Consider the following 20,267-nt stretch of genomic DNA (forward strand, 5'->3'; position numbering starts at 1 on the left):
ATCTTCCCCTTTGTTTGTAATTATTCTCCCTTTATGGAATATTGCAGTTTCCCCCATGTTTCCTGATAGATTTCCGGATCCATTACTTTTATATCTTCTGCAATGATCGGTTTGAAATCCATCTGAGAAAGTACATCCTTTTCCAATTGAAGCCCTGGTGCGATTTCAATGACTTTCAATCCTGCATCAGTCAACTCAAAGACCGCACGTTCCGTAACATAGTAGACCTGCTGCCCGAGCTGTCTGGAATAAGCTGCATTGAAATCCATGCTTTTGACGCTGTCCACGAACTTCCTGGTGTGCCCCTCCTCTTTTATCTCAAGAGTTTTATCGCGGCACGCTGTCTCGCTTCCCACGACCATGGTGCCTGAAAAGATCAATGTCTGGACAGTTTGACTGATGTCTATAAAGCCGCCGCTGCCGTTCAGCCTTTCCCCAAAAGCCGAGACATTGACATTGCCGTGTTGGTCGATTTCCGCAAAACTCAAGTATGCGATGTCGAGACCACCATTGAATATGAAATCCCAAGTCATGTCATGGCGTATTCTCGCATCCAAGTTATAATTCATGCCGAAACGCTTGCCGCTGCCGAACATGCCGCCAAAAATACCGGTATCGATGTTCAAATTCACAAGCTCGCTCACCTTCTCTTCACGTAGCAGGTTGGAGAGCTCGTTATTGATTCCATAACCGATGCTCACACCATCTCCCGGTGAAAGGAACTGGGCTGAGCGTCTAAGAATTATTTTCCGTGCATCGAATTTCGGGAATCTTTGTCTAGACTCTGCAATCCTGTGGTGCCCTGCCAAAGCAGGATCATAATAATCCTGTATCACTTGCTTATGATATTTGGGGTCTTCATTGACGACTACGTAGTCTACAAGTTCGGCCGGTATGAATACGTCCTTTGGATTATAGCTGCCATTCTTGATGATCTCTTTCACTTGGACGATTACCTTGCCGTTATTACTGCGTGCTGCAGCAGCTGCAGCATACCCTTCTCCGAGATGGGATTCATGAGTCATGTAGATGTTGCCCTTCTCATCCGCATAAGTCCCCCTTAATAAAGCAATATCAATCTTAGGGAAATCATAGTGCAGATATTCATCACCATTGATATCAATGACTGACACTATATCTTCCCCAGTCACATCATTTGCTCTACCACCCGAATACCTTGGATCAACAACTGTGTTCAAGCCAATTTTAGAGATCATGCCCGGTGAAGCCGATGATTGATGGCGATACTGGGTGGCGATGATGCCTTGTGGCAGGAAATACATTTCTATTTCATTATTTTTAACCGCCTTGACTGTAAACGGCGATGCTATCACCAAACTTGTGATGATGCATTTGACCATCCCCCGTGTTACAAAGGAATCCAGATCGAATCCATCATCAAAATCACTGATGTCGTTCGAGACGACAAACGTAAGACTATTTACTTTCTTATTCTCATCATGCTGTTCTGCCAAGTTTTTAAGTATTTCGACTGGCAGATTACCCACTGATAGAGCAGCTATCGAAATGACATCCCCTGTTTTAACGATATGCTCCAAATCATTGTATGAAATAATCTTCATATTCCATTCTCCCGACATTATTTATTCCAACAACACTTTTAACATATAACATCCCCCTGTTTATGTTGACCTTACAATTTTAAATGTATCACTACGACAATTAGTTGTAAACGTTTTCATTTCAGAAATATTTAAATTTTCTCATTATAAAGTTTTATATCTGATGTTATAACCTAGTACTAAAAACATCTTAAAGCCTAATGATACAAGCAATTAAGGAAAAAATAACAAGTCTATCTGTATAACATTTAAGGATAGAATTAAAAGTGTAAATATGAAATAAGTAAATATTGACCTTTAATTAAAAAAATGGCCAATAAAATATTTAATTGAAATTTTACCGCTCTCTGACCCGCTTACGTATATCCTGAAAATTACTAAAGTATTTTTGCAGGCTGTGTTAATGATTTCCTTTCAGGCACTTGAATGCTAGAATTTACACCAAAAGATATTAGGGGGTATTAATAGTGGATTTGAAGGATAAACTTTTTAGGAAACTGGAAGATAAAAAGCAGGATATGATTGAAACCAGAAGATTTCTGCACGAAAATCCCGAGCTGTCATTCGAAGAGCATAACACTGCGAAGTTCATCGAAGACTTCTATCACGATAAGGATGTCAAAGTTACAAGCAACGTGGGCAATGGATACGGCATCATCGTTGAAATCAGTGGCAAGGGCCCGGGTCGGGTAATCGGATTGCGCGCTGATTTCGATGCGCTTCCCATAGAGGAAGAAGCAGATGTGCCTTTCAAGTCCAAAAATGAAGGTGTGATGCATGCTTGCGGCCATGATGTACACACTGCCTATATGCTCCACTTGGGTGAAGCGCTCATTGAACTCAAGGAAGAATGGCCAGGGACCATAAAACTGATTCATCAACATGCTGAAGAAGTCCCGCCTGGCGGCGCAAAAAGCATTGTCGAATCAGGGATGCTCGATGATTTGGACGAAATCTACGGCATTCATATCTTCCCAGCATTCGATACCGGTACCATCGCCCTCGTTCCCGGCAACGCAATGGCCGGCAGATCGAACTTCACTTTGACCATCCAAGGTTCCGGTGGTCATGGCGCCATGCCGCATACGACCCGTGACGCCCTGGTTGCCGGCTCGTACTTCGTCACAGAAGCCCAGACCATCGTGTCGCGACGCATGGACCCGAACGATTCAGTAGTCGTATCCATCACAGCATTCGATGCACCTGGAGGGTTTAATGTAATACAGGATAAAGTCGTACTGCGCGGGACTGTCCGCTACCTGGACGAAGATAATAAAGAGCCTGCATACGAAGCAATGAAGAAGATCACTAGAGGCATCGAAACCTCTTTCGATGTCGAGTGCACGCTCGATTATCTTTATGATTATCCCGTCACATATAATCACCCCAGGGAAACACAACTTGTGGAAGATATCCTCAAAAAGAGCGTTGGATCTTACATTGATGAGATAACCCATCCCAAACCTTTCAGCGGCTCGGAAGATTTCTCCTACTATCTCGAAAAGATACCAGGCACTTTCATAAACATCGGTGCCAGACCTGAAGGCATGGAAGACCCGTACCCCAACCATCATCCTAAATTTTTGATAAACGAAGACTCTTTATTGATCAGTGCAAAAACGCTTGGTGAGATTGTCCTGGATAGACTTAAAGGATGATGAACCTTAGATGCAAGATATATACACCCTTTGCGTCAACCATACTTCAATAAATACGAGAGAAACGCCCACTAGATATTTATCTAATGGGCGTTTCTTAGTTGATGAAAGATTTCGAAATTAAAATAGAATGCCAATGTATTAAATTTTTCCCAATCGCTAACTCTTATCCTCTTTATTAAACAGTAGAAGAGATGGTTTTATCTTATATGGTCTCTGTATTATGTTTAGATTTAAGAGCCTGTAAATTTCTCAAGAGGAAAAATTAAATAGTAACAACAATTATTACCAATATTAGGATACAATGTAATTATAATATTAATGAAAGTTTTTACATAAGATGAATTACTTACTTCCAATAAACTTTTAGCCAGTAATCAACAATTAATCTATCGATTTTACCACTGTAGCAAATGAGGTGAAAAAATTGTAAACTTCCTTCATCTACTTAGAATCTTTACCATTACAACATCCTAACTGATCAGATAATAATGAATTATAGTGGTTATATAACATCCTATTGAAAATTTAGCCATATAAAGGGGGTGATTTTATCGATTGAGATTGAGTGCACACATCATATTACATAATTCAGAAAAGGGGATGTTTAGGTTGGCGAAAAAGCAAGAGGAACAAGAATTTTTTGACAAGGATGGCAATAGAGTTATTATGCAGCAACCAAAGAAAAAAGGCGGTTGCCTGAAATGGGCATTTATCATTATAGGTGTCATAATTTTATTTGGTGCTTGTAGCGCTCTATTGAGTGAAGGAGATGGAGAAGATACTGAGACTTCGAACAGTAATAATGATTCGGAGACGGTAGAAACAACTGAGGATAATACCTCAGATGAAAGCACAGAAGAAGCCAGCACTAAAGACGAAACTGAAGAATCTGAAGAACCTGAAGAGGATAATGCGAAAGAAGAAGAAAATAATGACGATGTAAGCCGGGAATTTAAAAATGCTTTAAAAAGCGCAGAACAATATAATACCACTATTCCGATGTCAGAAGCTGGTTTGTACGATCAATTGACAAGCTCAGCCGGCGAAGATTATCCAGAAGACGCAGCCCAATACGCCATAGATAATCTGGATGCTGATTATAAAGAAAATGCTTTGAAATCAGCGCAAAGCTACCAAGATGTCATGCCAATGTCAAAAGCCGGTCTATACGATCAATTAACAAGCTCAGCCGGCGATAAATATACTGAAGAAGAAGCTCAATATGCTATAGATAATTTGGATGTCGATTATAAAGAGAACGCTTTAAAATCAGCCCAAAATTATCAAGATATCATGCCGATGTCTGACAGTGAACTATTTAATCAATTAACAAGTGCAGCAGGAGATCAATACACAGAGGAAGAAGCCCAATACGCTATAGACAACTTAGACAACTAGTTTCCAAGGGGCATTGTGCCCCTCTTTTTGTTAATTTTTATAAATATCTTACGAGAGATAAATAATACATTTCAAAAAATGATTCATTGTAAGCATTATCAAAATTTTGTACTACTTTCAAAAGTTTTTAAGCGAGCAAAAATTTATTCCATTATGTATCCTCCCTCAACTGTGGGAGGCATTTTTATTAACTAAACGTACCCCAATCTGTGCCGACCTCACCAGTAACACTATTCCATGTTTTGACTGGCAGATATTTTGTCTGACCATTTACATAGTATTCAATCCAGATATGATTATCCTGCCTCAATAGATAACTGTACTCTGTTGACCATCCTGGATTTGCGTAGCCGCCTTCAGGGGCGGACAGGAATGGACTGCCAATGCGGGACATGATCCGCGTGCCTCCTACTTTAAAGGTTCCATTTGTTTTAAGGTATTGTGTGCCATATTGATTAGTCTGCCATTCTTCTTCAGGCGCGGGTGCCCCTGTATCTGATAGTGTCTTGAACGGCACGCCAAAGTAGTCACATACCGCTTTGACATCACAGTCCGCCATATCTGTAATGTACCGACCTTGTTTATCTCCGAAGATCAATGGAAAATCTAAGTTGTTCGTCATAAACCCATGCTCGACCAGGACCATCGGGAAAGTAGTGGATTCCCTGATGATGTGAAGGTTTGTCCATGAGTTATATTGGGCTGCATGCAGTCCATTACCATGGACACTATAACCCTTCCCTTTCATATTGTTGATGATGTTGGTTGCGAACTGCTTGCCCTGGCTACTGGTATACCAATAGAATGCACAACGGCCGTTTGCACTTGATGTCCCAGCGTTCGCATGCAGGGATATTCCAAGATCTGGGCGCTTGCTGTCATAGTAGTTGGTGCGATTCACAAGATATACATCCTTGCTGTCGAATGGCTGTGCCATTATGACTTTAAAACCGTTATGTTCAAGCAGACGCTTTACACGTTTCCCCAACTTATTATTAAAATCGAATTCCGCATAGCCTTTTCCATCTTTGTAGACACCTTTACCTGGTGGGAATGTGTTGTTCCCATGTCCAATATCCAATGCAATTACTTTACTCATACTTACCACTCCTTAATCTATTTTTAAAATTCGGCATAAAAAAGACACCCTATTTCAGAGTGTCTGTTGTAAATCCTTCTCTTTTGCTCGCAACTTCCCATGCACCTGTTGCCATCAGACCGCTGATCACCCCTGCGGCCACCCTGCCACCCATTGATAATTCAGCACCCAGTTCAGGCACGAATGTGGTCAAGGCACCAAGACTTGCACCGATTGTTACGCTGATCAAGGGCAGAAAATTCTTCTTCATCTTTTGGGTACGTTTCAACACTTCCACGATGCCAAGTGTGATGCTTGCTATAACTCCACTGAACAACAGTATTCCTTCCATCGTTTTTCATCTCCTCTCATTATATGAAGATGAACCCAAGCACAAATATAATGAACGGCACCAATATGCCGGCTGCAAAACCGGCTGCCCATTTCAATGTCAGCTTGAGCTCCTTCACCTTCTTCTCGTTATGTTGGCACATATCGAACGCCTTATTAGACTTGTCATATGCCTCATCCGCACGCTCCCGTATCTGCTCCAGCCCGCTCAGTTTGCCATCTATCTGTCCCAAGCGGTCAAATATCTTAATGGCGATATCTTTTTCATCTACTGGCATCAAATCACCCCTTCACTTATATTCAAGCGCATATTGACCACCCCCTTTTTCCATAAAAAAGAGGCCGCTTCTCAGCAGACCCATATCTTTAAAATGCTCTTTCCAGTAATGCAGATAGATCATCAGAGCTAGCTTGGCCCTCAAACTTTTCTCCTCACCGCTTCACGCCCCCTACTTTTTGTGTATTGTTCTACTCAAGATCGTTAATGTTTGGCGACAAACAAGAAAGACACTCATATGAGTGTCTTCACAGTATCTGTATTTAGAACGAGGTCAATGAAGAAAAGTTGTGCGGCCAAGCATTTCATCTTCTCTATCCACCCTTAATTCTACAGTAGTCCCCCCTACATCCTCATCATTTTTATAACAATTTCATCATTTTCAACTTTTTCAGTCCTTCATCAACAAACATGCATCCTTCATGATCTGGTAGACGCGTGTCGTTGACACCCCAACTTCTTCTGCGATGCTTTGGTACGTCATGCCATCGAGTCTTAGATTGAAGACTAGCGCCATACGTTCGTCTGTAATACGGCTCCACCTATTCTGGATATATCGTGCTTTCGCTTCAAGACGGGATAGTTCAGCATCCATCCTCAACCGTCTTTCAACTTCATTGTGTACCGGGTCACTGGTGGTACCCTGTGCTTTTGGCATGGCGGATTCGATACCATACTGGGCAGTCGCACCACCACCCACGTCTGACTTATATTGCGCGCGCAATTCTTTTATTTTCGAGATATAGTACGGATAACTATTGATCATATCCATAATCTTTTCTGTTGAGTATGTTTCAGTTTCATATTTCATAATTCAGCTACACCCCATTTTAAAATTTGATTAGTGTTTAAGTAAACGAGACACCCCCGCTCGTTCTGCAGATTGAGTTGTACATTCTGCATCTCTTCTATATATCGTTCCATTATTAAATACGAGCAAGTTTTGTAATGGCTAAACACTTCTTTTATAAGCAGTTCTTGTTATTGCACATATGCTCTTTTAACATCTCGCCTATCCGTCGCTTCTGAATTCCGCAATCATCTTCTGAATTTCAGGATCCTCACCAGCTGTCTTGATTGATTCTGGTGCTCCCTCCGATTTTGATCTGTTTTCATCATTCAACCAGGATGGTGCAACCTCACCCATTCGCTCACGCTGCCTCTGTTGGTAAGAAGGCTTCGTGCGCTTTAGGTTGGCACGTTCAAACCGTTGTCTGTCCGCTTTGACTTTTTCTATAGTATCCAAGCCATCAGCCTGCCAACGGGATAAAATACCGTTGATATAGCTGTGATGCTTTTTGCCTGCATCATACGTTTCTTTCATGGCTTCGATAATGATTTCTGGAGAATGTCTTTTTAACCATTCATCCACTTGTGCATTTAAAGCAGCAGCCACTACCCCGAAACCGAAATACTCATATGCTTGATATATCTTCCCAATCCGTTCCTCGTAGACTTTGGATGTATATTGCTTATCATCATTGTTGTTCATTATTAATTCGTTATTCACCTTATCGTCATTATTGTTTGTGCTTCTTTCTGTCACTTGTGCGCACTCAGTGTGTCCCTCTTGTATCTTTTCAGATGCTTTCCTGTGTCTTTTCTGTATATCTCCATTTTGATAGACGTCATAATTAACGACAGTCAGTAGCGTCTTTTTGGTGTCCTTTTCTGTAAGTATCATCCCATCGCTCTCCAATAATTTCAGGAAGCCATCAACCTTTGTTCTCGACCAGCCCCAACGTTCTCCAAGCTGGCGTATACTGGTAATCCTTTGTCCTCTCTTGACTCGAATCAATTCATTATCACACACCACTTTGTTGTCTTTATGATTGACCATCAGCAGTAAATCCACCCAAACCTCAAACTTAGAAAATTTTCGTTTTTCCTGGAAAAGCCAATGATCCTCTATACTCCGGTGTAGACTGATCCAACCAGTCATGCAATCATCCCCACTCTTCTTACTTCATTTCTTCAGTTATCTATTCAGCAACCAGTTCATCGGTGACTTCTTTCCAGAAACAACTGCATATTCCGTTTCGATTTAGTTTAAGGTAAGCTGCTGATAAGTTACTCTTAGTGAGTAAATTTAAATCAAAAAATTTTATTTGCTTGCTATGGCTTCGAATACAATAAATATACTTTTGACCATTAAAATAAGCATCCTGCTAACTTTCATTATAATACTCCTTATGAGTAAGTCAATAAATAATTTACTCATTATGTATAAATAACTTTCTCTATTAGAGTAAATGACATATACTTATCATGTGAGCAACATCTATGAAAGCGGGGAGTGCCATGAATAAAGACCGTCTGATACATCTGAGGGAAAAGAAAGGATGGACTAAGGCCGAGAGTGCCCGTAGATTAAGCATAGCTACCAGCACTTATTCGAGCTATGAATATGGCCATCGAAAGCCCGACAGTGAAATGCTTGTAAAAATAGCTAAACTACATGATGTGTCCACCGACTACCTGCTGGGAAATGATAGGGAGGAAAAAGAGAATCTCTTCGATGAAACAGATGTTTTGATGTTTTCTGATAAAGAGGGATTTGATAATCTTTCAGAAGCTGACAAGCAGGAGTTAAGGGAATTGTTGAATGATCAGTTGGAGTTCTGGATTGAGAAGAAGAACAAGGGGAAATAACTTGCTGCCATAGGCAGCTGTGAATATGAGTAGAAGCAATGCTTTCTAAGTGAATTATAACGATTAGTCTTCGCTAGAAAGTGCTTTTAATCTACTTCAGCATTTAAAACAATGCTCAACTGACCACAAGGGTTTTAGGTGGTCAGATATTTTTTAAAGTCAAAATCGAACATACGTTCCTTAAGGGGGATTTTATGAGAATTGAAAAAGTCGTCAACGAGCTGGTTGATACTTGCGTTACAGATAGCCTGGACTTGAACATCCCTCACCTATCTTTTATGTTCTCTGCACACATCATGTATAACGATCATACAAGTTTTTACTACAATAAGCAGGGGGTAGATATCATCGCCATTAAGGTTGGCGACCCCTTCGAGATGTGGCAGTCGTTTTGCCATGAAGTTGGGCATATGTTCCTCCACTGCACCAATCAGCAGGTAATGCCTCATGCCTTCAACTATAAGCAGGAGGCTGAAGCAGAGAAATTCGCATTGCTGTTGATGATGCCGGAAAAGCTGATTATGCGTCATAAATTATATGAAGCGCAAGATATTGCTAATTATTTTGAAGTCCCAATCGATTTGGCCATGCTGCGCATGGAAATGCTGATAGAATATACGCGTGCGAATACCTTTGACTAGGAGGTTTAAAATTATTATGGGCGAGTAAGTGATAAAATCATCATTTCTTTTTTCTTATTATTAATATAAAAATAAAGATAATCACCACTGCAATAAGAATGGCATAAATGATCTTTGAGTAGATATCCATATACTCGACAATTGTCTGCCACGAGCCACTGGCCGAAGCACCTAAGTACACAAGGACCGTATTCCAAATTAGAGTACCCAATGTGGTCAACGCAAGAAACAGCAGAATATTCATGCGCGCCATCCCTGCAGGAATCGAAATGATGCTGCGCATCAAGGGAATGAAGCGGCTTACGAGGACCGCCCCTATTTCATATTTACTAAACCAGTCATTGTATTTACGGAGGTCTTCCTGATCCAGACGGAAGATATGCCCCCACTTGTCGACAGCCTTTTCCATCCGCTTCTGGCCTTGAGATATTCCGAAGTAATACAATGCAGTAGCACCACCGACGGAACCGATGGTCGCTGAAATGGCAGCACCAGCTACGCTCAAGTTTGACTGGGTCGTCATGAAACCGCTGAAACTCAGCACCACTTCGGAAGGAATGGGTGGAAAAACATTTTCTAAAGCCATCAAAAAGGCGATGCCGAGATAACCGAAACTATTTATGATATAGGTAAGCAGACTTTCCATTTTATCCTCCCCATCGCACCCAAATTATGGATGGATTATACATTTAATGTCCTTTTCAATTACCCGTATTTGATTTCATTATGCTGTAATTGTTTAACAGCATGGATAATATGGTAATAATAATTAAATGAACAGACAAAGGAGTGTTTGATCATGTCAGAAGAAAATAAGAACCAACAGGAACAGATGAAAGAAGTAGCAGAGCAGAAGGCAGAAGAAGGCAAAAGACAGAAAGAACAGATGAAGGAAAAAGCCCAAGCCAAACAAAGTGATTATAGAGATGAGAAATCAAAAGATCTTGCTAAACATGTTGAAACACAAGGTAGAGCCCCTGATGTAGAAGATCAGGCAGAGTTGGAAAAAGGCGAAAACCCATCCAATCAATACAGATAAACACACTGCAAAACACAGGCACACCCTAAATGGGTGTGCCTGTGTTTTTAATTCCATATACACTATTTAGTTGAATCTTTAAGTTTTCGAATTTGATATTTGAGTTGCATAAGTAATATATGTTTGAGCGAACGATGCTTAAATTAAAATAAAATTGATATTTAAACTTTATAAAAAAATATGAATGAAATCTAACTTAGCCAACAAGCAACCTATGTTACAATAAATGTAATTTAATCTAGGAGGTTACATATCATGAAAAAGTATCTATTAACTGGCGGCTTTGCCACTGCACTATTACTTGGTGCTTGTGGGACCGATGAAGAGCAGTCAGAAGAAACTGTAGCTGAAGAAACGACAGAAGAACAAACTGAGAAATCCGAACCAACTGAAGAGGTCACTGAGGAAACAACTGGGGAAGAGACTACTGAAGAAGCTGCTGAAGTTGAAGACGAGGTTGATGAAGTGGTTGATGAAGTTGAGGAACCAAATTCACTTGCAGAGGCAAACGAAGAACTTGCCGGCGAGGATGGGTTGACAGAAATATACGGATATAATGATGAAGAAGTTACTGAAGAAATAGGTAGCCTAATTGTTACACGTAATTCCGCTGTTGTGTTTGGCATGGAATTAGATGAAGATACAGCATGGTATTTTGAAGATGAAGGTTACTCACTCGGAGACGAAGTACAAATGATAACTATCGAGTACACAGTCGAAAATACTGTGGAGGATCCAAGAGATTTTTATCTTAACCAGACAACACTTATTACAAGCACGGGCGAACAAATAGAAAGCGAGTGGTTAATGGACAGTGGTTTACAGTCTGAAATGCTAGGTGCTGTTAAGTCGACAGGAGACGTAACTTTTTTACTGCGAAATAGTGATGCGGACGATATTGAATGGGTAGATATTATTATCCCGAGTTTGAGTGATGAGAATTACGATATAGTGTCTGAAGAATACAAACAACGTATTGAAATAATGAAAGAATAAGATTAAGCCACTTCATGAGTGGCTTTTACTATGGTCTAGATCAACACGGCGCATTTCGAGTACTCTGTTTGTTTAAACCAAGCAATATAGGGACTGACTCCTTGCAATCTTTTAACTGTACCTAGAAGTTGAATAATGCCACGTATAATTGAATATCCATTTCGCGGAATAATCTATGTATAATTTGTCTTATAGCATGAGTAGCCTATTAGACAGGTATGACTAATCTCTTTATAGTCAAAGTTATTCTATTAGAGTATAAATTTCTCATCTCATTACCTCTATTAAATCTAACGGCAACAAATACAGAAAAGGCATAAAATCATAGAAAATATACTAAGTAGAATAATATTTTGCAGATGTACATAAATGAGGTTGAGGCCAGCTCATAATTTTTGAGTACAGTGACAGGACTGATATGGTTGTCGATACATCTAATCTCACAGTTTAATTGTACCTTGAGCCCTTCTGCTGAATAAAGAAGCATAATACTATACTTAGAGCCATTCGCTCGATGAACATAGACCAGCTCAGGGAAACATGATGAAGAAAAATTTATAGAAGAAAATAAAAAGTGGACACGTATTGAAAACGTGTCCGCCTTAAACGTTGCTATATCAATAAGTTTTAACGGACAGTGAGGGATTCGAACCCTCGATACGGGGTTACCGTATACACGCGTTCCAGGCGTGCGCCTTAAGCCACTCGGCCAACTGTCCAAGATTTAAAAAGAAGTGAGAGTTCTCACTTCAGTATGACCCGTACGGGACTCGAACCCGTGTTACCGCCGTGAAAGGGCGGTGTCTTAACCGCTTGACCAACGGGCCATGGCTCCACAGGTAGGATTCGAACCTACGACCGATCGGTTAACAGCCGATAGCTCTACCACTGAGCTACTGTGGAATAAATTGGAGCGGGTGATCGGAATCGAACCGACAACATCAGCTTGGAAGGCTGAGGTTATACCATTTAACTACACCCGCTTTAAAAAATGGGGCGGCTGATGGGTTTCGAACCCACGCATGCCGGAACCACAATCCGGTGTGTTAACCACTTCACCACAACCGCCATTATTTAAAGATGGTTCAGGACGGAATCGAACCGCCGACACTGTGAGCTTCAATCACATGCTCTACCGACTGAGCTACTGAACCTTGCTCTATTTAAGTTGTATATAATCAAAAAAATGGCGGTCCCGACGGGAATTGAACCCGCGATCTCCTGCGTGACAGGCAGGCATGTTAACCGCTACACCACGGGACCTTTTATATGTAGACAGAAAAAAATTGCGGGAGGTGGATTTGAACCACCGACCTCCGGGTTATGAGCCCGACGAGCTACCGAACTGCTCCATCCCGCGATAATATTATTACGTTTTTTAACGCCTGATATATATACTAAAGGTTTTCTGTTTTATTTTCAAGTTATTTCATCAATTTACTTGAGTAAAATTTACACTTTAATCCTCAATTCTCTCCCCCTATCAACTTTTCTATCATTTTTCTTTAATATAGAGGCTGTAAATGAAAAAAATTTAGATATACATTCGCTTTATATCAACTCCTTGATATTATTGTCAAACAGAACTTGGTATTAAATATTTCACACCCTTGCCATCTAACTCTTATCAACGTTTTCACGGTGTTTTCATAATGGTTTCTGAAACTAATTTTTCAAACATTATACAATTAATATTTCACTTTATATACTGTATAAATATGAAATAAATCACATTGAACCCTCTGAAAGCCGTGTACGCGTTTGAAATACCATTCAATCTTCTATATAGTATAAATGTCGGTTAATTATAAAATTTCAAAAGAATGGAGAGGATATTTATGGGATCTGTGCAAGTGACAGATCAGCAGAACACTCATAATGTCGAAGAAAGTGACTACTCACTGAACAAAGTTCCCTATAAAGAACGGAACATGGACTGGTTAAGCATAACCAATATCACCTTCGGGATTGCAACTGCTATCTTCTATTTCCAGCTTGGCAGTGTAATGGCATTGCAATTTGGTGCAATCAACGCCCTTATCTCAGCAGGTTATGCGATTGTAGTCGCTGGTATCATGGCGACAATCATCTCTTATCTATCTGCACGATCGGGCATGAATGTGAACTTGATGTCCAGAGGTGGCGGATTTGGCTACATAGGCGCCTCGTTGACCTCTTTGATATATGCTTCAAACTTTATTATGTATTGTGCTTTTGAAGGGATGATACTGGTCTACGCGGTGCACGAATTTTTCCCGGCCATACCGAAGTGGTTGTTGATTGTGGTATTCGGCTCCCTCGTCATTCCTTTGAACTGGTTTGGAATCAAACAATTGGATAAGCTGCAGAAATGGTCTCTGCCTATATTTTTCGCCTTTTTGATTGGCGCAATTACAGTCGCTCTCTTTACAACATCACTTTATGATGGGGCATTCTGGACATACATGCCTGAAGGCGTCCAAGTAGGCGGCACAGCACTCTTGATGTGCATTGGTATGCAACATGGTATCATGGGGCTCACTGCCCTACTCGCTTCCGATTATGCACGGTTCTTGAAACCTGAACACATCAAGCTTGGATCGGTCGCTATCGGATTCATCCCGCAGATTTTCTGCTACGGAGTAATGGGCGGCTTAGGTATCTGGTTCGGAGTAAGACTTGCAGAACCAAACCCTGGTGTCTATATAGTACAGCTCCTCGGTATTGGCGGGGCATTGTTTACAATGCTTACACAAGTTCGCATCAATGTGACGAACATATACAGCAGTTCCCTATCCTTATCCAATTTCTTCGAAAACGTATTCCGTTTCACCCCGGGACGTAGATTCTGGATTGTTGTAGCCGGGATGACTGCTATGGCACTAATGCTTGGTGGCATCGTCGATCACCTCGATGCAGCACTTACATTCCAGGGGGTGTTCCTCCTCGCTTGGGCGTCTGTTCTTATAACCGATGCTCTCATCGTTAAGATGCTGCTCAAGATCGGGCCTGCATTCTATGAAGCCCGACAAGACAATTTGTATAAATGGAACCCTGTCGGGGTAGTATCATTGATCATCGCAAGCGTACTCGGCACTGTAGCGGCATTAGGTTATATGGGGCCATTCCTGGCCAACACTGCAGCCTTTTTCGCTTCTCTTCTAGCTGCCTTGTTGACGGTGCTGATTGCCATTATTACAAAAGGTGAATTTTACCTTAAAACACGTGTAGATGATGTCGATAAAGAAGATTATCTATTCAAACCAAAATCATATAAGAGAAAAACTTATAGGGCAAAACGTCCTGTATTTCTGAACGCCGAACGCATGGAAAAATAAGTTGCCAAAAAGCAGGAGAACCTCTCTCCTGCTTTTTATAATGTCCATAGATAACAAATCCCCTCTACATTATCCATAATCGCTCTAATTTAGTTTGAACACCATACCAAAGGGAATAACTATGTAAAACTTAGGAGGCATTGTATATGTATAAAAATCAATACAAACCATTTGAAACAGAGAAGGATGCAGAACTCTATTTGGATAACTACATCGACTTGAAATAGTATGTAGTCATTTCAAACCAGAATCTTGCAGATCTTAAAGACAAATTCCCTGAATTGGAAATTGTCGATAGTGAGAGCAATGATTTCGACGATAAGGTGACACAACTGGAGTTTGACGCAGGAAGTAAAGATGACTTCATGAAGCATTATGATGCAGGCGCAGTCATCATTTTCGAAAGATTTGATGAAACAGATTCATTAAAAACCGAACAAGATGAATCCAGTGAGAAGCAGACCAACGTCAAACCACGTGATGAGTACGATACTGAAATTGTAGATACAAATACAGGCGAACGTTCCATGATGAAAGTTAAGAATAATGATCCATCAAATGCAGACTATAATAATGACGAAGCCGTCTACTTCAGAAAAAGCGACAAAGAAGAAGAAGAATTCCTAGAAGGCAAATAAAGAACACATGACCGTACGGTCATGTGTTCTTTATTAACTTTACATCAATTGTTGCGTTATTGAAGTGAACTTAATATAAAACCCCGCAACCTTATGGTTGCGGGGTTGGTACGGAGATGGAGGGAATCTTGATAAGCGATTTCCTCTTAAATATATAAACTGTGAAATCAGTGTTTTCAAGGGATGCAAAACATATCATAAAATATACAATGTTTTTTAAATCCAAAAAGATGAATTATGTGGCCACCTCATGGGTGGCTTTAACTATGTCTACTATTCGAAGTGAGATATCAACAATGTCTCACTCAACTCTATCGCATTCAGCATGCCTGCGACGGCGCCTGGTACATCATTCAGATCTGTGTAGTAATCGACAATTAAATCATTCTCCATCGTGTAATAGAGCGATTGGTACTTGTCGATTTCACCAGATACAATGGCTTGCTGCAGTTTGTGGTTAAGTATGACGTAGTGCTCAATAATGTTTAGTTTCATAGTGTGTCCCTTTTAGATGATTATAACATAAAAAACCACCTACAGTGAGGTGGTTTCTATTTCAGTTTTTTGAGCGCAAGTTGCAAACCATTTTTGGTCGTATATTCTTTAAGGTTCGTGAATCCAAAATCTGAATAGAATTTGTGAAGAAAATCAACATCTTCATATTCTAGATAAACGATACTCCCACCGGTTATATTGCTTGCTTTCATTATATGGTCGTAAGCACTCTGCAAAATATCTACTCCTGATATAAGCTTAGCTTTTTTGCATTCATCAGAATAGTTTTTAGCAATCTGCCCAATTAAATAACCTGTAATGATAGTTGAGTTATCTTCCACAACTCCTCCACCAAACCTTATCTTACCTCTAATAGCGCTAGACAGCTTCTTATAATGTCTGCTTGGGATGACTAGAGGTCTATTAGCTATTGCGAAATAGCCAACTAATATAGATTCTCCTCTATATGATCCAAAAATAAGATGAGTTGCAGAAATACCAGCTTTTGAAAACTCAATCGCTTTACTTTTCAGAAAGAATTCCACATCGTGAGCAGTGTCTTTGCCGCTTACTGTGATGCTTTCAAACGTGTTAAGGATGGTTTGCGCTACCTCTTCACCATGCTCATCAAGAATTTGCATCAAGGGTACTACTTCTAATGCCATTATTTAGAAAAGCTACCTACTATTGAAGATAATCTTTCTTTGCTTTTCACTTCCGTGATTGTTTTGGTGTCTCTAACCTTTTGGTAGCGTTCTTCTTCCAATGCTCTGGCAAGCACTCTTGCTGACTTACTATTAAACTTAAACTCTGTAGTAAAGCTTTTAGTAGCCATTTGATTCTCCCCCTAGTGTGCACACTCACACATTTATCTTGTACATATAGTTTAATACAATTAACCACATTTTACACGACATATGATTGGTATTCTAGTGCTAATTTCGAAATGTCATAATTTCGTTATCAAAAGCTTATATTATTAAATACCCTTTTCGTACAAAAATGATTCATCTTATAGGGGTTTTATGTATCTCCTCCACAGGACAGAGAGAAAGACTGTGGAGGTTTGCAATACACATATAGTGTTTTCTTACTTTACTCTACTTCCACGCACCCCAGTCATCGCCAACTTCACCAGTGACTGGATTCCATTTCTTGACCGGAACCCACTGGTCGGATTTCAAGTCGAGTAGCCAGATGTGACCATCAGAACGTGCAATCTCTCTATAGTCTAAGCGTTGCCCAGGCTTCATCCATCCAGTGGATTTAGCGGCAAGTTTCGGACTGCCCTTACGTTTTTTAATTGGCTCATTGCCGTTAATCCAAACGCCTCTTAACTTCTTCCATTGCGTACCGTGCTTGTTTGTTTTCCATTTAGCATCGTTTTTCTTGCCTGGTTTCGGCTTTGCTGGCGCAACAGGTGCGTCCACTTTACTGTCGAGCGTTTTGAATTTCACACCGAAGTAGTCGCATACCGCCTTCACATCACAGTCCGCCATATCCTCGATATATTGATTCTGTCTGTTGCCAAAAATCAATGGGAAATCCAAGTTGTTTGTCATGAAACCATGTTCGACTAATACCATAGGGAATGTCGTACACTCACGGATCATGTGAAGATTGGTCCATGAATTATACTGAGAGGCGTGCAGGCCATTACCGTGTATGCCATACCCTTTATTAATCATGTTGTTGATGATATTAGTCGCAAACTTTTTCCCCTGCTTACTGCTATGCCAATAGAATGCACAGCGACCGCCCACATTAGGGTTGCCTGCGTTTGCGTGCAATGATATGCCGAGGTCTGGACGCTTGCTGTCGTAGTAGTTGGTCCGGTCCATCAACGGCACGTCTTTGCCATCGAACGGCTGCGCCATGATGACTGTGAAGCCGTTATGCTCCAGGATCTGTTTCGTCTTTTTGGCCAACTCATTATTGAACGTGAATTCCGCATAGCCTTTGCCATTTTTGAATACGCCCTTGCCTCGACCAGGGAAGGTATCGACACCATGGCCGATATCGAGTGCGATGACTTTGCCGTTTTTCTTCTTCGGCTTTGTCTTCTTGGCAGCTGTCTTCGTTTTAGGCGGTCGTGTGGCGTGTGTCTTGCTCACGTTAATGTTCAGAGGGTCAATGCCATTGCACGTGAACGCTTTTGCGTCTAGCGCACCGTATGGCTGGAATTGAATGTGCAGGTGGCTGTTCATATCATCTGCGTTGATATTATTGGAGTTGCCTTGATATGCGACAATTTGCCCCTTCTTCACTTTCTGCCCAATCTTCAAATAATCAAGTGGATTACGATCCAAGTGACCATAAATAACCTGGTAGTGCTTGCCATTAGCATCAAAGAAAGTCAATACTAACGTCCAGCCAAATGTATTCCAGCCGGTGCCTGGTGCAACAAGCGCATTGGCGACAGATTTAATCGGTGCTTTATGCTTTTTAGACACATCATATGCTCTATGGTAGCCGCCACAATAGGAATCGACATTCATGCCGTATTCATAATGGTCTCGTTTCCCCCAAGGTTTTTTGCCTTTGTCGGGATCATAAGATTCAAAGTATTTATTAGGGTCTGAAGTAATCCTGAAACCGTCATCATTCAGATACTTAATCGGATTATTTTTTACTGCCATCGGCACTGCCTCCTCCACCAAATTGAGTATCACTATTCAAGATGGTCGGATCTGTATACACTTCTTTTTCTTTATCGGAGTTCTTTTGATTGGATTTGTTTTTATTGTCTTTTTCGGACATTACACTCACTCCTTATATAAAATAAAAAGGCACCTCAGTTAAGAGATGCCTCACCTTATTTCCTTACGTTTCTAGGCCCTTGCGTCTGCCCTTCTCGTTTGCTCGCCACTTCCCATGCGCCGGTTGCCATCAAGCCACTGATAAGCCCAGCAACGACTCTGCCACCCATTGATAATTCCGCGCCCAATTCGGGTACGAAGATGGTCAATGCGCCAAGCCCTGCACCAATCAGGACACTGATCAGTGGCAGATAGTTCTTCGGCATGCGCTGCGTCCGTTTCAATACCTCCACGATGCCGAGTGTGATGCCTGCAATAACACCACTGAATAATAGTATGCCTTCCATCATGTCTCACCTCCTCTCATTACGTGAATATGAACCCAAGCACAAATATAATGAACGGCACTAATATTCCAGATGTAAATCCAGCCACCCATTTCAATGTCACCTTGAGTTCCTTTAACTTCTTTTCATTGTGTTCAGACATATCGAATGCTTTGTTAGACTTGTCAAACGCATCATCTGCCCGTTGCCGTATCTGTTCTAGTCCACTTAGCTTGCCGTCAATCTGCCCTAAGCGATCAAATATCTTAATGGCAATATCTTTGTCTTCTGTCGGCATCAAACCCATCCTTTCATCGATGTTCGGGCACATATTAATCACCCCTTTATTTAGACATAAAAAAGAGACCTCTACGGTGTAGGGTCTCCAGTTACTCGATTGCCTGTATCGTCTAATCGAAAGGCATCCTCATCTTTTTGAATGACATAGTAGTCGTAGTCTTGCTTGATAAACGGCGGGGCGCTGTTGAGCCAATCCTTGATACCTTTCGCCTCCTCAAATGTGCTGTATGCGTCCGCTTGGCTAAACTCTGTCACACTACTTGTCATGCCGTTGAATGTATTTACTCTGACGAGAGATTCCTCTTGATTACTTTCTTTTTCACGTGCTACAAAGTACCTTGTATCTTTACCTGTCAGTTTTGCCATATTATTTTTCCTCCTTGATAATCTCATCCAATAGAATGAGTGTTTGTGTTTTGATCGTACCTTCTGCGACTTGTTCGATTTCCTCGGTGCCGATGCTTTCCAGCTCTACTTCCACATTTTCATCCATGAGTTCCGCCCTTTTTCTGTGGAACTCTGGAGCTGTTTCGGCTTTTAGCGTCACACCCCCTTGCCCGTCATCTGATTCTTTGTACTGTTCAACAAGTTTTTTATTCACCTCTTCTGACGGTTTGAGTGCATCCTGCACCTTTTGATAATTCCGTTGTATCTTGAGTGATGTCTTGACGGGGAACTCTTTTGCCGCCAACTGCGATAGTCCGGTAAATATATTTTGCAGTTCTGATATTTTCATAATCATTCTCCTCAATATAA

25 protein-coding genes and 8 tRNA genes are annotated in these 20,267 nt (G+C 41.0%); 8 read left to right on the forward strand and 25 right to left on the reverse strand.

Going from position 1 to position 20,267, the window contains the following annotated elements; genetic code table 11:
• Nucleotides 1–20 precede the first annotated feature (20 nt).
• Nucleotides 21–1,583, reverse strand: coding sequence for a fatty acid degradation protein FadX (gene fadX, locus ACZ43I_RS07500; protein ID WP_344702402.1), 1,563 nt, complete (start codon nt 1,581–1,583; stop codon nt 21–23).
• A gap of 467 nt (nt 1,584–2,050) precedes the next feature.
• On the opposite strand from fadX, the gene ACZ43I_RS07505 reads away from it, so the two are divergent.
• The gene (locus ACZ43I_RS07505; protein ID WP_344702400.1) at nt 2,051–3,241 is read left to right on the forward strand and encodes an amidohydrolase; all 1,191 of its coding nucleotides are present in this window, start codon (nt 2,051–2,053) and stop codon (nt 3,239–3,241) included.
• Nucleotides 3,242–3,853: 612 nt separating this feature from the next.
• On the forward strand, nt 3,854–4,642 hold the full coding sequence (locus ACZ43I_RS07510; protein ID WP_344702398.1) for an Ltp family lipoprotein: 789 nt from the start codon (nt 3,854–3,856) through the stop codon (nt 4,640–4,642).
• 187 nt (nt 4,643–4,829) lie between these two features.
• Here the strand turns inward: ACZ43I_RS07510 and ACZ43I_RS07515 are convergent, their stop codons facing one another.
• The 6 genes from ACZ43I_RS07515 to ACZ43I_RS07540 all read right to left on the reverse strand — a co-directional run bounded on the left by ACZ43I_RS07515 (nt 4,830) and on the right by ACZ43I_RS07540 (nt 8,290).
• On the reverse strand, nt 4,830–5,741 hold the full coding sequence (locus ACZ43I_RS07515; protein WP_344702396.1) for an N-acetylmuramoyl-L-alanine amidase: 912 nt from the start codon (nt 5,739–5,741) through the stop codon (nt 4,830–4,832).
• A gap of 49 nt (nt 5,742–5,790) precedes the next feature.
• Nucleotides 5,791–6,072, reverse strand: a complete 282-nt coding sequence (locus ACZ43I_RS07520) for a holin (RefSeq protein WP_344702394.1) — start codon at nt 6,070–6,072, stop codon at nt 5,791–5,793.
• Between the two features lie 19 nt (nt 6,073–6,091).
• The gene (locus ACZ43I_RS07525) at nt 6,092–6,349 is read right to left on the reverse strand and encodes a hemolysin XhlA family protein (protein ID WP_344702392.1); all 258 of its coding nucleotides are present in this window, start codon (nt 6,347–6,349) and stop codon (nt 6,092–6,094) included.
• A gap of 12 nt (nt 6,350–6,361) precedes the next feature.
• Entirely contained in the window at nt 6,362–6,493 is a 132-nt protein-coding gene (locus tag ACZ43I_RS07530) for a hypothetical protein (RefSeq protein WP_344702390.1), read from the reverse strand.
• A 246-nt stretch (nt 6,494–6,739) separates the two neighbouring features.
• Nucleotides 6,740–7,159 (reverse strand): sigma factor-like helix-turn-helix DNA-binding protein, encoded by a 420-nt coding sequence (locus ACZ43I_RS07535; protein WP_344702388.1) that lies wholly within the window; start codon nt 7,157–7,159, stop codon nt 6,740–6,742.
• Between the two features lie 201 nt (nt 7,160–7,360).
• Complete coding sequence (locus ACZ43I_RS07540) at nt 7,361–8,290, reverse strand: DnaD domain-containing protein (RefSeq protein ID WP_464761403.1); 930 nt, start codon at nt 8,288–8,290, stop codon at nt 7,361–7,363.
• A 359-nt stretch (nt 8,291–8,649) separates the two neighbouring features.
• Here ACZ43I_RS07540 and ACZ43I_RS07545 point away from each other — a divergent pair, with 359 nt between their 5' ends.
• Together ACZ43I_RS07545 and ACZ43I_RS07550 are read left to right on the forward strand one after the other, a co-directional pair.
• Entirely contained in the window at nt 8,650–9,000 is a 351-nt protein-coding gene (locus tag ACZ43I_RS07545) for a helix-turn-helix domain-containing protein (RefSeq protein WP_344702384.1), read from the forward strand.
• Nucleotides 9,001–9,194: 194 nt separating this feature from the next.
• The gene (locus ACZ43I_RS07550) at nt 9,195–9,641 is read left to right on the forward strand and encodes an ImmA/IrrE family metallo-endopeptidase (protein ID WP_344702382.1); all 447 of its coding nucleotides are present in this window, start codon (nt 9,195–9,197) and stop codon (nt 9,639–9,641) included.
• Nucleotides 9,642–9,681: 40 nt separating this feature from the next.
• Here ACZ43I_RS07550 and ACZ43I_RS07555 read toward each other — a convergent pair whose 3' ends face one another.
• Nucleotides 9,682–10,287 carry a DedA family protein gene (locus tag ACZ43I_RS07555; RefSeq protein WP_344702380.1) on the reverse strand — a complete coding sequence of 202 codons (606 nt, stop codon included), beginning with the start codon at nt 10,285–10,287 and terminating at the stop codon, nt 9,682–9,684.
• Nucleotides 10,288–10,440: 153 nt separating this feature from the next.
• On the opposite strand from ACZ43I_RS07555, the gene ACZ43I_RS07560 reads away from it, so the two are divergent.
• Together ACZ43I_RS07560 and ACZ43I_RS07565 are read left to right on the forward strand one after the other, a co-directional pair.
• Entirely contained in the window at nt 10,441–10,680 is a 240-nt protein-coding gene (locus tag ACZ43I_RS07560; protein ID WP_344702378.1) for a hypothetical protein, read from the forward strand.
• Between the two features lie 255 nt (nt 10,681–10,935).
• The gene (locus ACZ43I_RS07565; protein ID WP_344702376.1) at nt 10,936–11,676 is read left to right on the forward strand and encodes a hypothetical protein; all 741 of its coding nucleotides are present in this window, start codon (nt 10,936–10,938) and stop codon (nt 11,674–11,676) included.
• A gap of 631 nt (nt 11,677–12,307) precedes the next feature.
• On the opposite strand, the gene ACZ43I_RS07570 is transcribed toward ACZ43I_RS07565, so the two are convergent.
• The 8 genes from ACZ43I_RS07570 to ACZ43I_RS07605 all read right to left on the reverse strand — a co-directional run bounded on the left by ACZ43I_RS07570 (nt 12,308) and on the right by ACZ43I_RS07605 (nt 13,036).
• A tRNA-Ser gene (locus ACZ43I_RS07570) sits at nt 12,308–12,395 on the reverse strand.
• A gap of 36 nt (nt 12,396–12,431) precedes the next feature.
• Nucleotides 12,432–12,503: transfer RNA gene (locus ACZ43I_RS07575), tRNA-Glu, on the reverse strand.
• 1 nt (nt 12,504) lies between these two features.
• Nucleotides 12,505–12,579, reverse strand: a tRNA-Asn gene (locus ACZ43I_RS07580).
• Between the two features lie 6 nt (nt 12,580–12,585).
• Nucleotides 12,586–12,659, reverse strand: a tRNA-Gly gene (locus tag ACZ43I_RS07585).
• Nucleotides 12,660–12,668: 9 nt separating this feature from the next.
• A tRNA-His gene (locus ACZ43I_RS07590) sits at nt 12,669–12,744 on the reverse strand.
• A 13-nt stretch (nt 12,745–12,757) separates the two neighbouring features.
• Nucleotides 12,758–12,830, reverse strand: a tRNA-Phe gene (locus ACZ43I_RS07595).
• Nucleotides 12,831–12,863: 33 nt separating this feature from the next.
• A tRNA-Asp gene (locus tag ACZ43I_RS07600) sits at nt 12,864–12,939 on the reverse strand.
• Nucleotides 12,940–12,962: 23 nt separating this feature from the next.
• Nucleotides 12,963–13,036, reverse strand: a tRNA-Met gene (locus ACZ43I_RS07605).
• Nucleotides 13,037–13,514: 478 nt separating this feature from the next.
• On the opposite strand from ACZ43I_RS07605, the gene ACZ43I_RS07610 reads away from it, so the two are divergent.
• A complete protein-coding gene (locus ACZ43I_RS07610; RefSeq protein WP_344702374.1) occupies nt 13,515–14,993 on the forward strand; it encodes a purine-cytosine permease family protein in 1,479 nt (492 codons plus the stop codon).
• A 281-nt stretch (nt 14,994–15,274) separates the two neighbouring features.
• Nucleotides 15,275–15,631, forward strand: a complete 357-nt coding sequence (locus ACZ43I_RS07615; protein ID WP_344702372.1) for a hypothetical protein — start codon at nt 15,275–15,277, stop codon at nt 15,629–15,631.
• 273 nt (nt 15,632–15,904) lie between these two features.
• Here the strand turns inward: ACZ43I_RS07615 and ACZ43I_RS07620 are convergent, their stop codons facing one another.
• The 9 genes from ACZ43I_RS07620 to ACZ43I_RS07660 form a co-directional block, all read right to left on the reverse strand.
• Nucleotides 15,905–16,126 carry a hypothetical protein gene (locus ACZ43I_RS07620; protein WP_344702370.1) on the reverse strand — a complete coding sequence of 74 codons (222 nt, stop codon included), beginning with the start codon at nt 16,124–16,126 and terminating at the stop codon, nt 15,905–15,907.
• A 56-nt stretch (nt 16,127–16,182) separates the two neighbouring features.
• Nucleotides 16,183–16,791: a hypothetical protein gene (locus tag ACZ43I_RS07625; RefSeq protein WP_344702368.1), complete on the reverse strand. Its 609-nt coding sequence runs from the start codon at nt 16,789–16,791 to the stop codon at nt 16,183–16,185.
• The gene (locus tag ACZ43I_RS07630) at nt 16,791–16,961 is read right to left on the reverse strand and encodes a hypothetical protein (RefSeq protein ID WP_344702366.1); all 171 of its coding nucleotides are present in this window, start codon (nt 16,959–16,961) and stop codon (nt 16,791–16,793) included. Before ACZ43I_RS07630 ends, ACZ43I_RS07625 begins: the two co-directional genes overlap by 1 nt.
• Before the next feature lie 265 nt (nt 16,962–17,226).
• Nucleotides 17,227–18,765, reverse strand: coding sequence for an N-acetylmuramoyl-L-alanine amidase (locus tag ACZ43I_RS07635; RefSeq protein WP_344702364.1), 1,539 nt, complete (start codon nt 18,763–18,765; stop codon nt 17,227–17,229).
• A complete protein-coding gene (locus ACZ43I_RS07640; RefSeq protein ID WP_344702362.1) occupies nt 18,749–18,886 on the reverse strand; it encodes a hypothetical protein in 138 nt (45 codons plus the stop codon). Before ACZ43I_RS07640 ends, ACZ43I_RS07635 begins: the two co-directional genes overlap by 17 nt.
• Nucleotides 18,887–18,941: 55 nt before the next feature.
• Complete coding sequence (locus ACZ43I_RS07645; protein ID WP_344702360.1) at nt 18,942–19,235, reverse strand: holin; 294 nt, start codon at nt 19,233–19,235, stop codon at nt 18,942–18,944.
• Nucleotides 19,236–19,251: 16 nt separating this feature from the next.
• A complete protein-coding gene (locus tag ACZ43I_RS07650; RefSeq protein ID WP_344702358.1) occupies nt 19,252–19,542 on the reverse strand; it encodes a hemolysin XhlA family protein in 291 nt (96 codons plus the stop codon).
• A 38-nt stretch (nt 19,543–19,580) separates the two neighbouring features.
• Nucleotides 19,581–19,877 carry a hypothetical protein gene (locus tag ACZ43I_RS07655; RefSeq protein ID WP_344702356.1) on the reverse strand — a complete coding sequence of 99 codons (297 nt, stop codon included), beginning with the start codon at nt 19,875–19,877 and terminating at the stop codon, nt 19,581–19,583.
• Between the two features lies 1 nt (nt 19,878).
• Nucleotides 19,879–20,247, reverse strand: coding sequence for a hypothetical protein (locus tag ACZ43I_RS07660; protein WP_344702354.1), 369 nt, complete (start codon nt 20,245–20,247; stop codon nt 19,879–19,881).
• Between the last annotated feature and the right edge of the window lie 20 nt (nt 20,248–20,267).

Source organism: Salinicoccus jeotgali, assembly GCF_055379195.1.

What these genes read in the sequence shown, in the direction of transcription:
- fadX (WP_344702402.1), bottom strand. Translation starts at nt 1,583, where the DNA reads ATGAAGATTATTTCATACAATGATTTGGAGCATATCGTTAAAACAGGG.
- ACZ43I_RS07515 (WP_344702396.1), bottom strand. Translation starts at nt 5,741, where the DNA reads ATGAGTAAAGTAATTGCATTGGATATTGGACATGGGAACAACACATTC.
- ACZ43I_RS07520 (WP_344702394.1), bottom strand. Translation starts at nt 6,072, where the DNA reads ATGGAAGGAATACTGTTGTTCAGTGGAGTTATAGCAAGCATCACACTT.
- ACZ43I_RS07525 (WP_344702392.1), bottom strand. Translation starts at nt 6,349, where the DNA reads ATGCCAGTAGATGAAAAAGATATCGCCATTAAGATATTTGACCGCTTG.
- ACZ43I_RS07535 (WP_344702388.1), bottom strand. Translation starts at nt 7,159, where the DNA reads ATGAAATATGAAACTGAAACATACTCAACAGAAAAGATTATGGATATG.
- ACZ43I_RS07540 (WP_464761403.1), bottom strand. Translation starts at nt 8,290, where the DNA reads ATGACTGGTTGGATCAGTCTACACCGGAGTATAGAGGATCATTGGCTT.
- ACZ43I_RS07545 (WP_344702384.1), top strand. Translation starts at nt 8,650, where the DNA reads ATGAATAAAGACCGTCTGATACATCTGAGGGAAAAGAAAGGATGGACT.
- ACZ43I_RS07550 (WP_344702382.1), top strand. Translation starts at nt 9,195, where the DNA reads ATGAGAATTGAAAAAGTCGTCAACGAGCTGGTTGATACTTGCGTTACA.
- ACZ43I_RS07555 (WP_344702380.1), bottom strand. Translation starts at nt 10,287, where the DNA reads ATGGAAAGTCTGCTTACCTATATCATAAATAGTTTCGGTTATCTCGGC.
- ACZ43I_RS07560 (WP_344702378.1), top strand. Translation starts at nt 10,441, where the DNA reads ATGTCAGAAGAAAATAAGAACCAACAGGAACAGATGAAAGAAGTAGCA.
- ACZ43I_RS07565 (WP_344702376.1), top strand. Translation starts at nt 10,936, where the DNA reads ATGAAAAAGTATCTATTAACTGGCGGCTTTGCCACTGCACTATTACTT.
- ACZ43I_RS07610 (WP_344702374.1), top strand. Translation starts at nt 13,515, where the DNA reads ATGGGATCTGTGCAAGTGACAGATCAGCAGAACACTCATAATGTCGAA.
- ACZ43I_RS07620 (WP_344702370.1), bottom strand. Translation starts at nt 16,126, where the DNA reads ATGAAACTAAACATTATTGAGCACTACGTCATACTTAACCACAAACTG.
- ACZ43I_RS07625 (WP_344702368.1), bottom strand. Translation starts at nt 16,791, where the DNA reads ATGGCATTAGAAGTAGTACCCTTGATGCAAATTCTTGATGAGCATGGT.
- ACZ43I_RS07630 (WP_344702366.1), bottom strand. Translation starts at nt 16,961, where the DNA reads ATGGCTACTAAAAGCTTTACTACAGAGTTTAAGTTTAATAGTAAGTCA.
- ACZ43I_RS07635 (WP_344702364.1), bottom strand. Translation starts at nt 18,765, where the DNA reads ATGGCAGTAAAAAATAATCCGATTAAGTATCTGAATGATGACGGTTTC.
- ACZ43I_RS07640 (WP_344702362.1), bottom strand. Translation starts at nt 18,886, where the DNA reads ATGTCCGAAAAAGACAATAAAAACAAATCCAATCAAAAGAACTCCGAT.
- ACZ43I_RS07645 (WP_344702360.1), bottom strand. Translation starts at nt 19,235, where the DNA reads ATGATGGAAGGCATACTATTATTCAGTGGTGTTATTGCAGGCATCACA.
- ACZ43I_RS07650 (WP_344702358.1), bottom strand. Translation starts at nt 19,542, where the DNA reads ATGTGCCCGAACATCGATGAAAGGATGGGTTTGATGCCGACAGAAGAC.
- ACZ43I_RS07655 (WP_344702356.1), bottom strand. Translation starts at nt 19,877, where the DNA reads ATGGCAAAACTGACAGGTAAAGATACAAGGTACTTTGTAGCACGTGAA.
- ACZ43I_RS07660 (WP_344702354.1), bottom strand. Translation starts at nt 20,247, where the DNA reads ATGAAAATATCAGAACTGCAAAATATATTTACCGGACTATCGCAGTTG.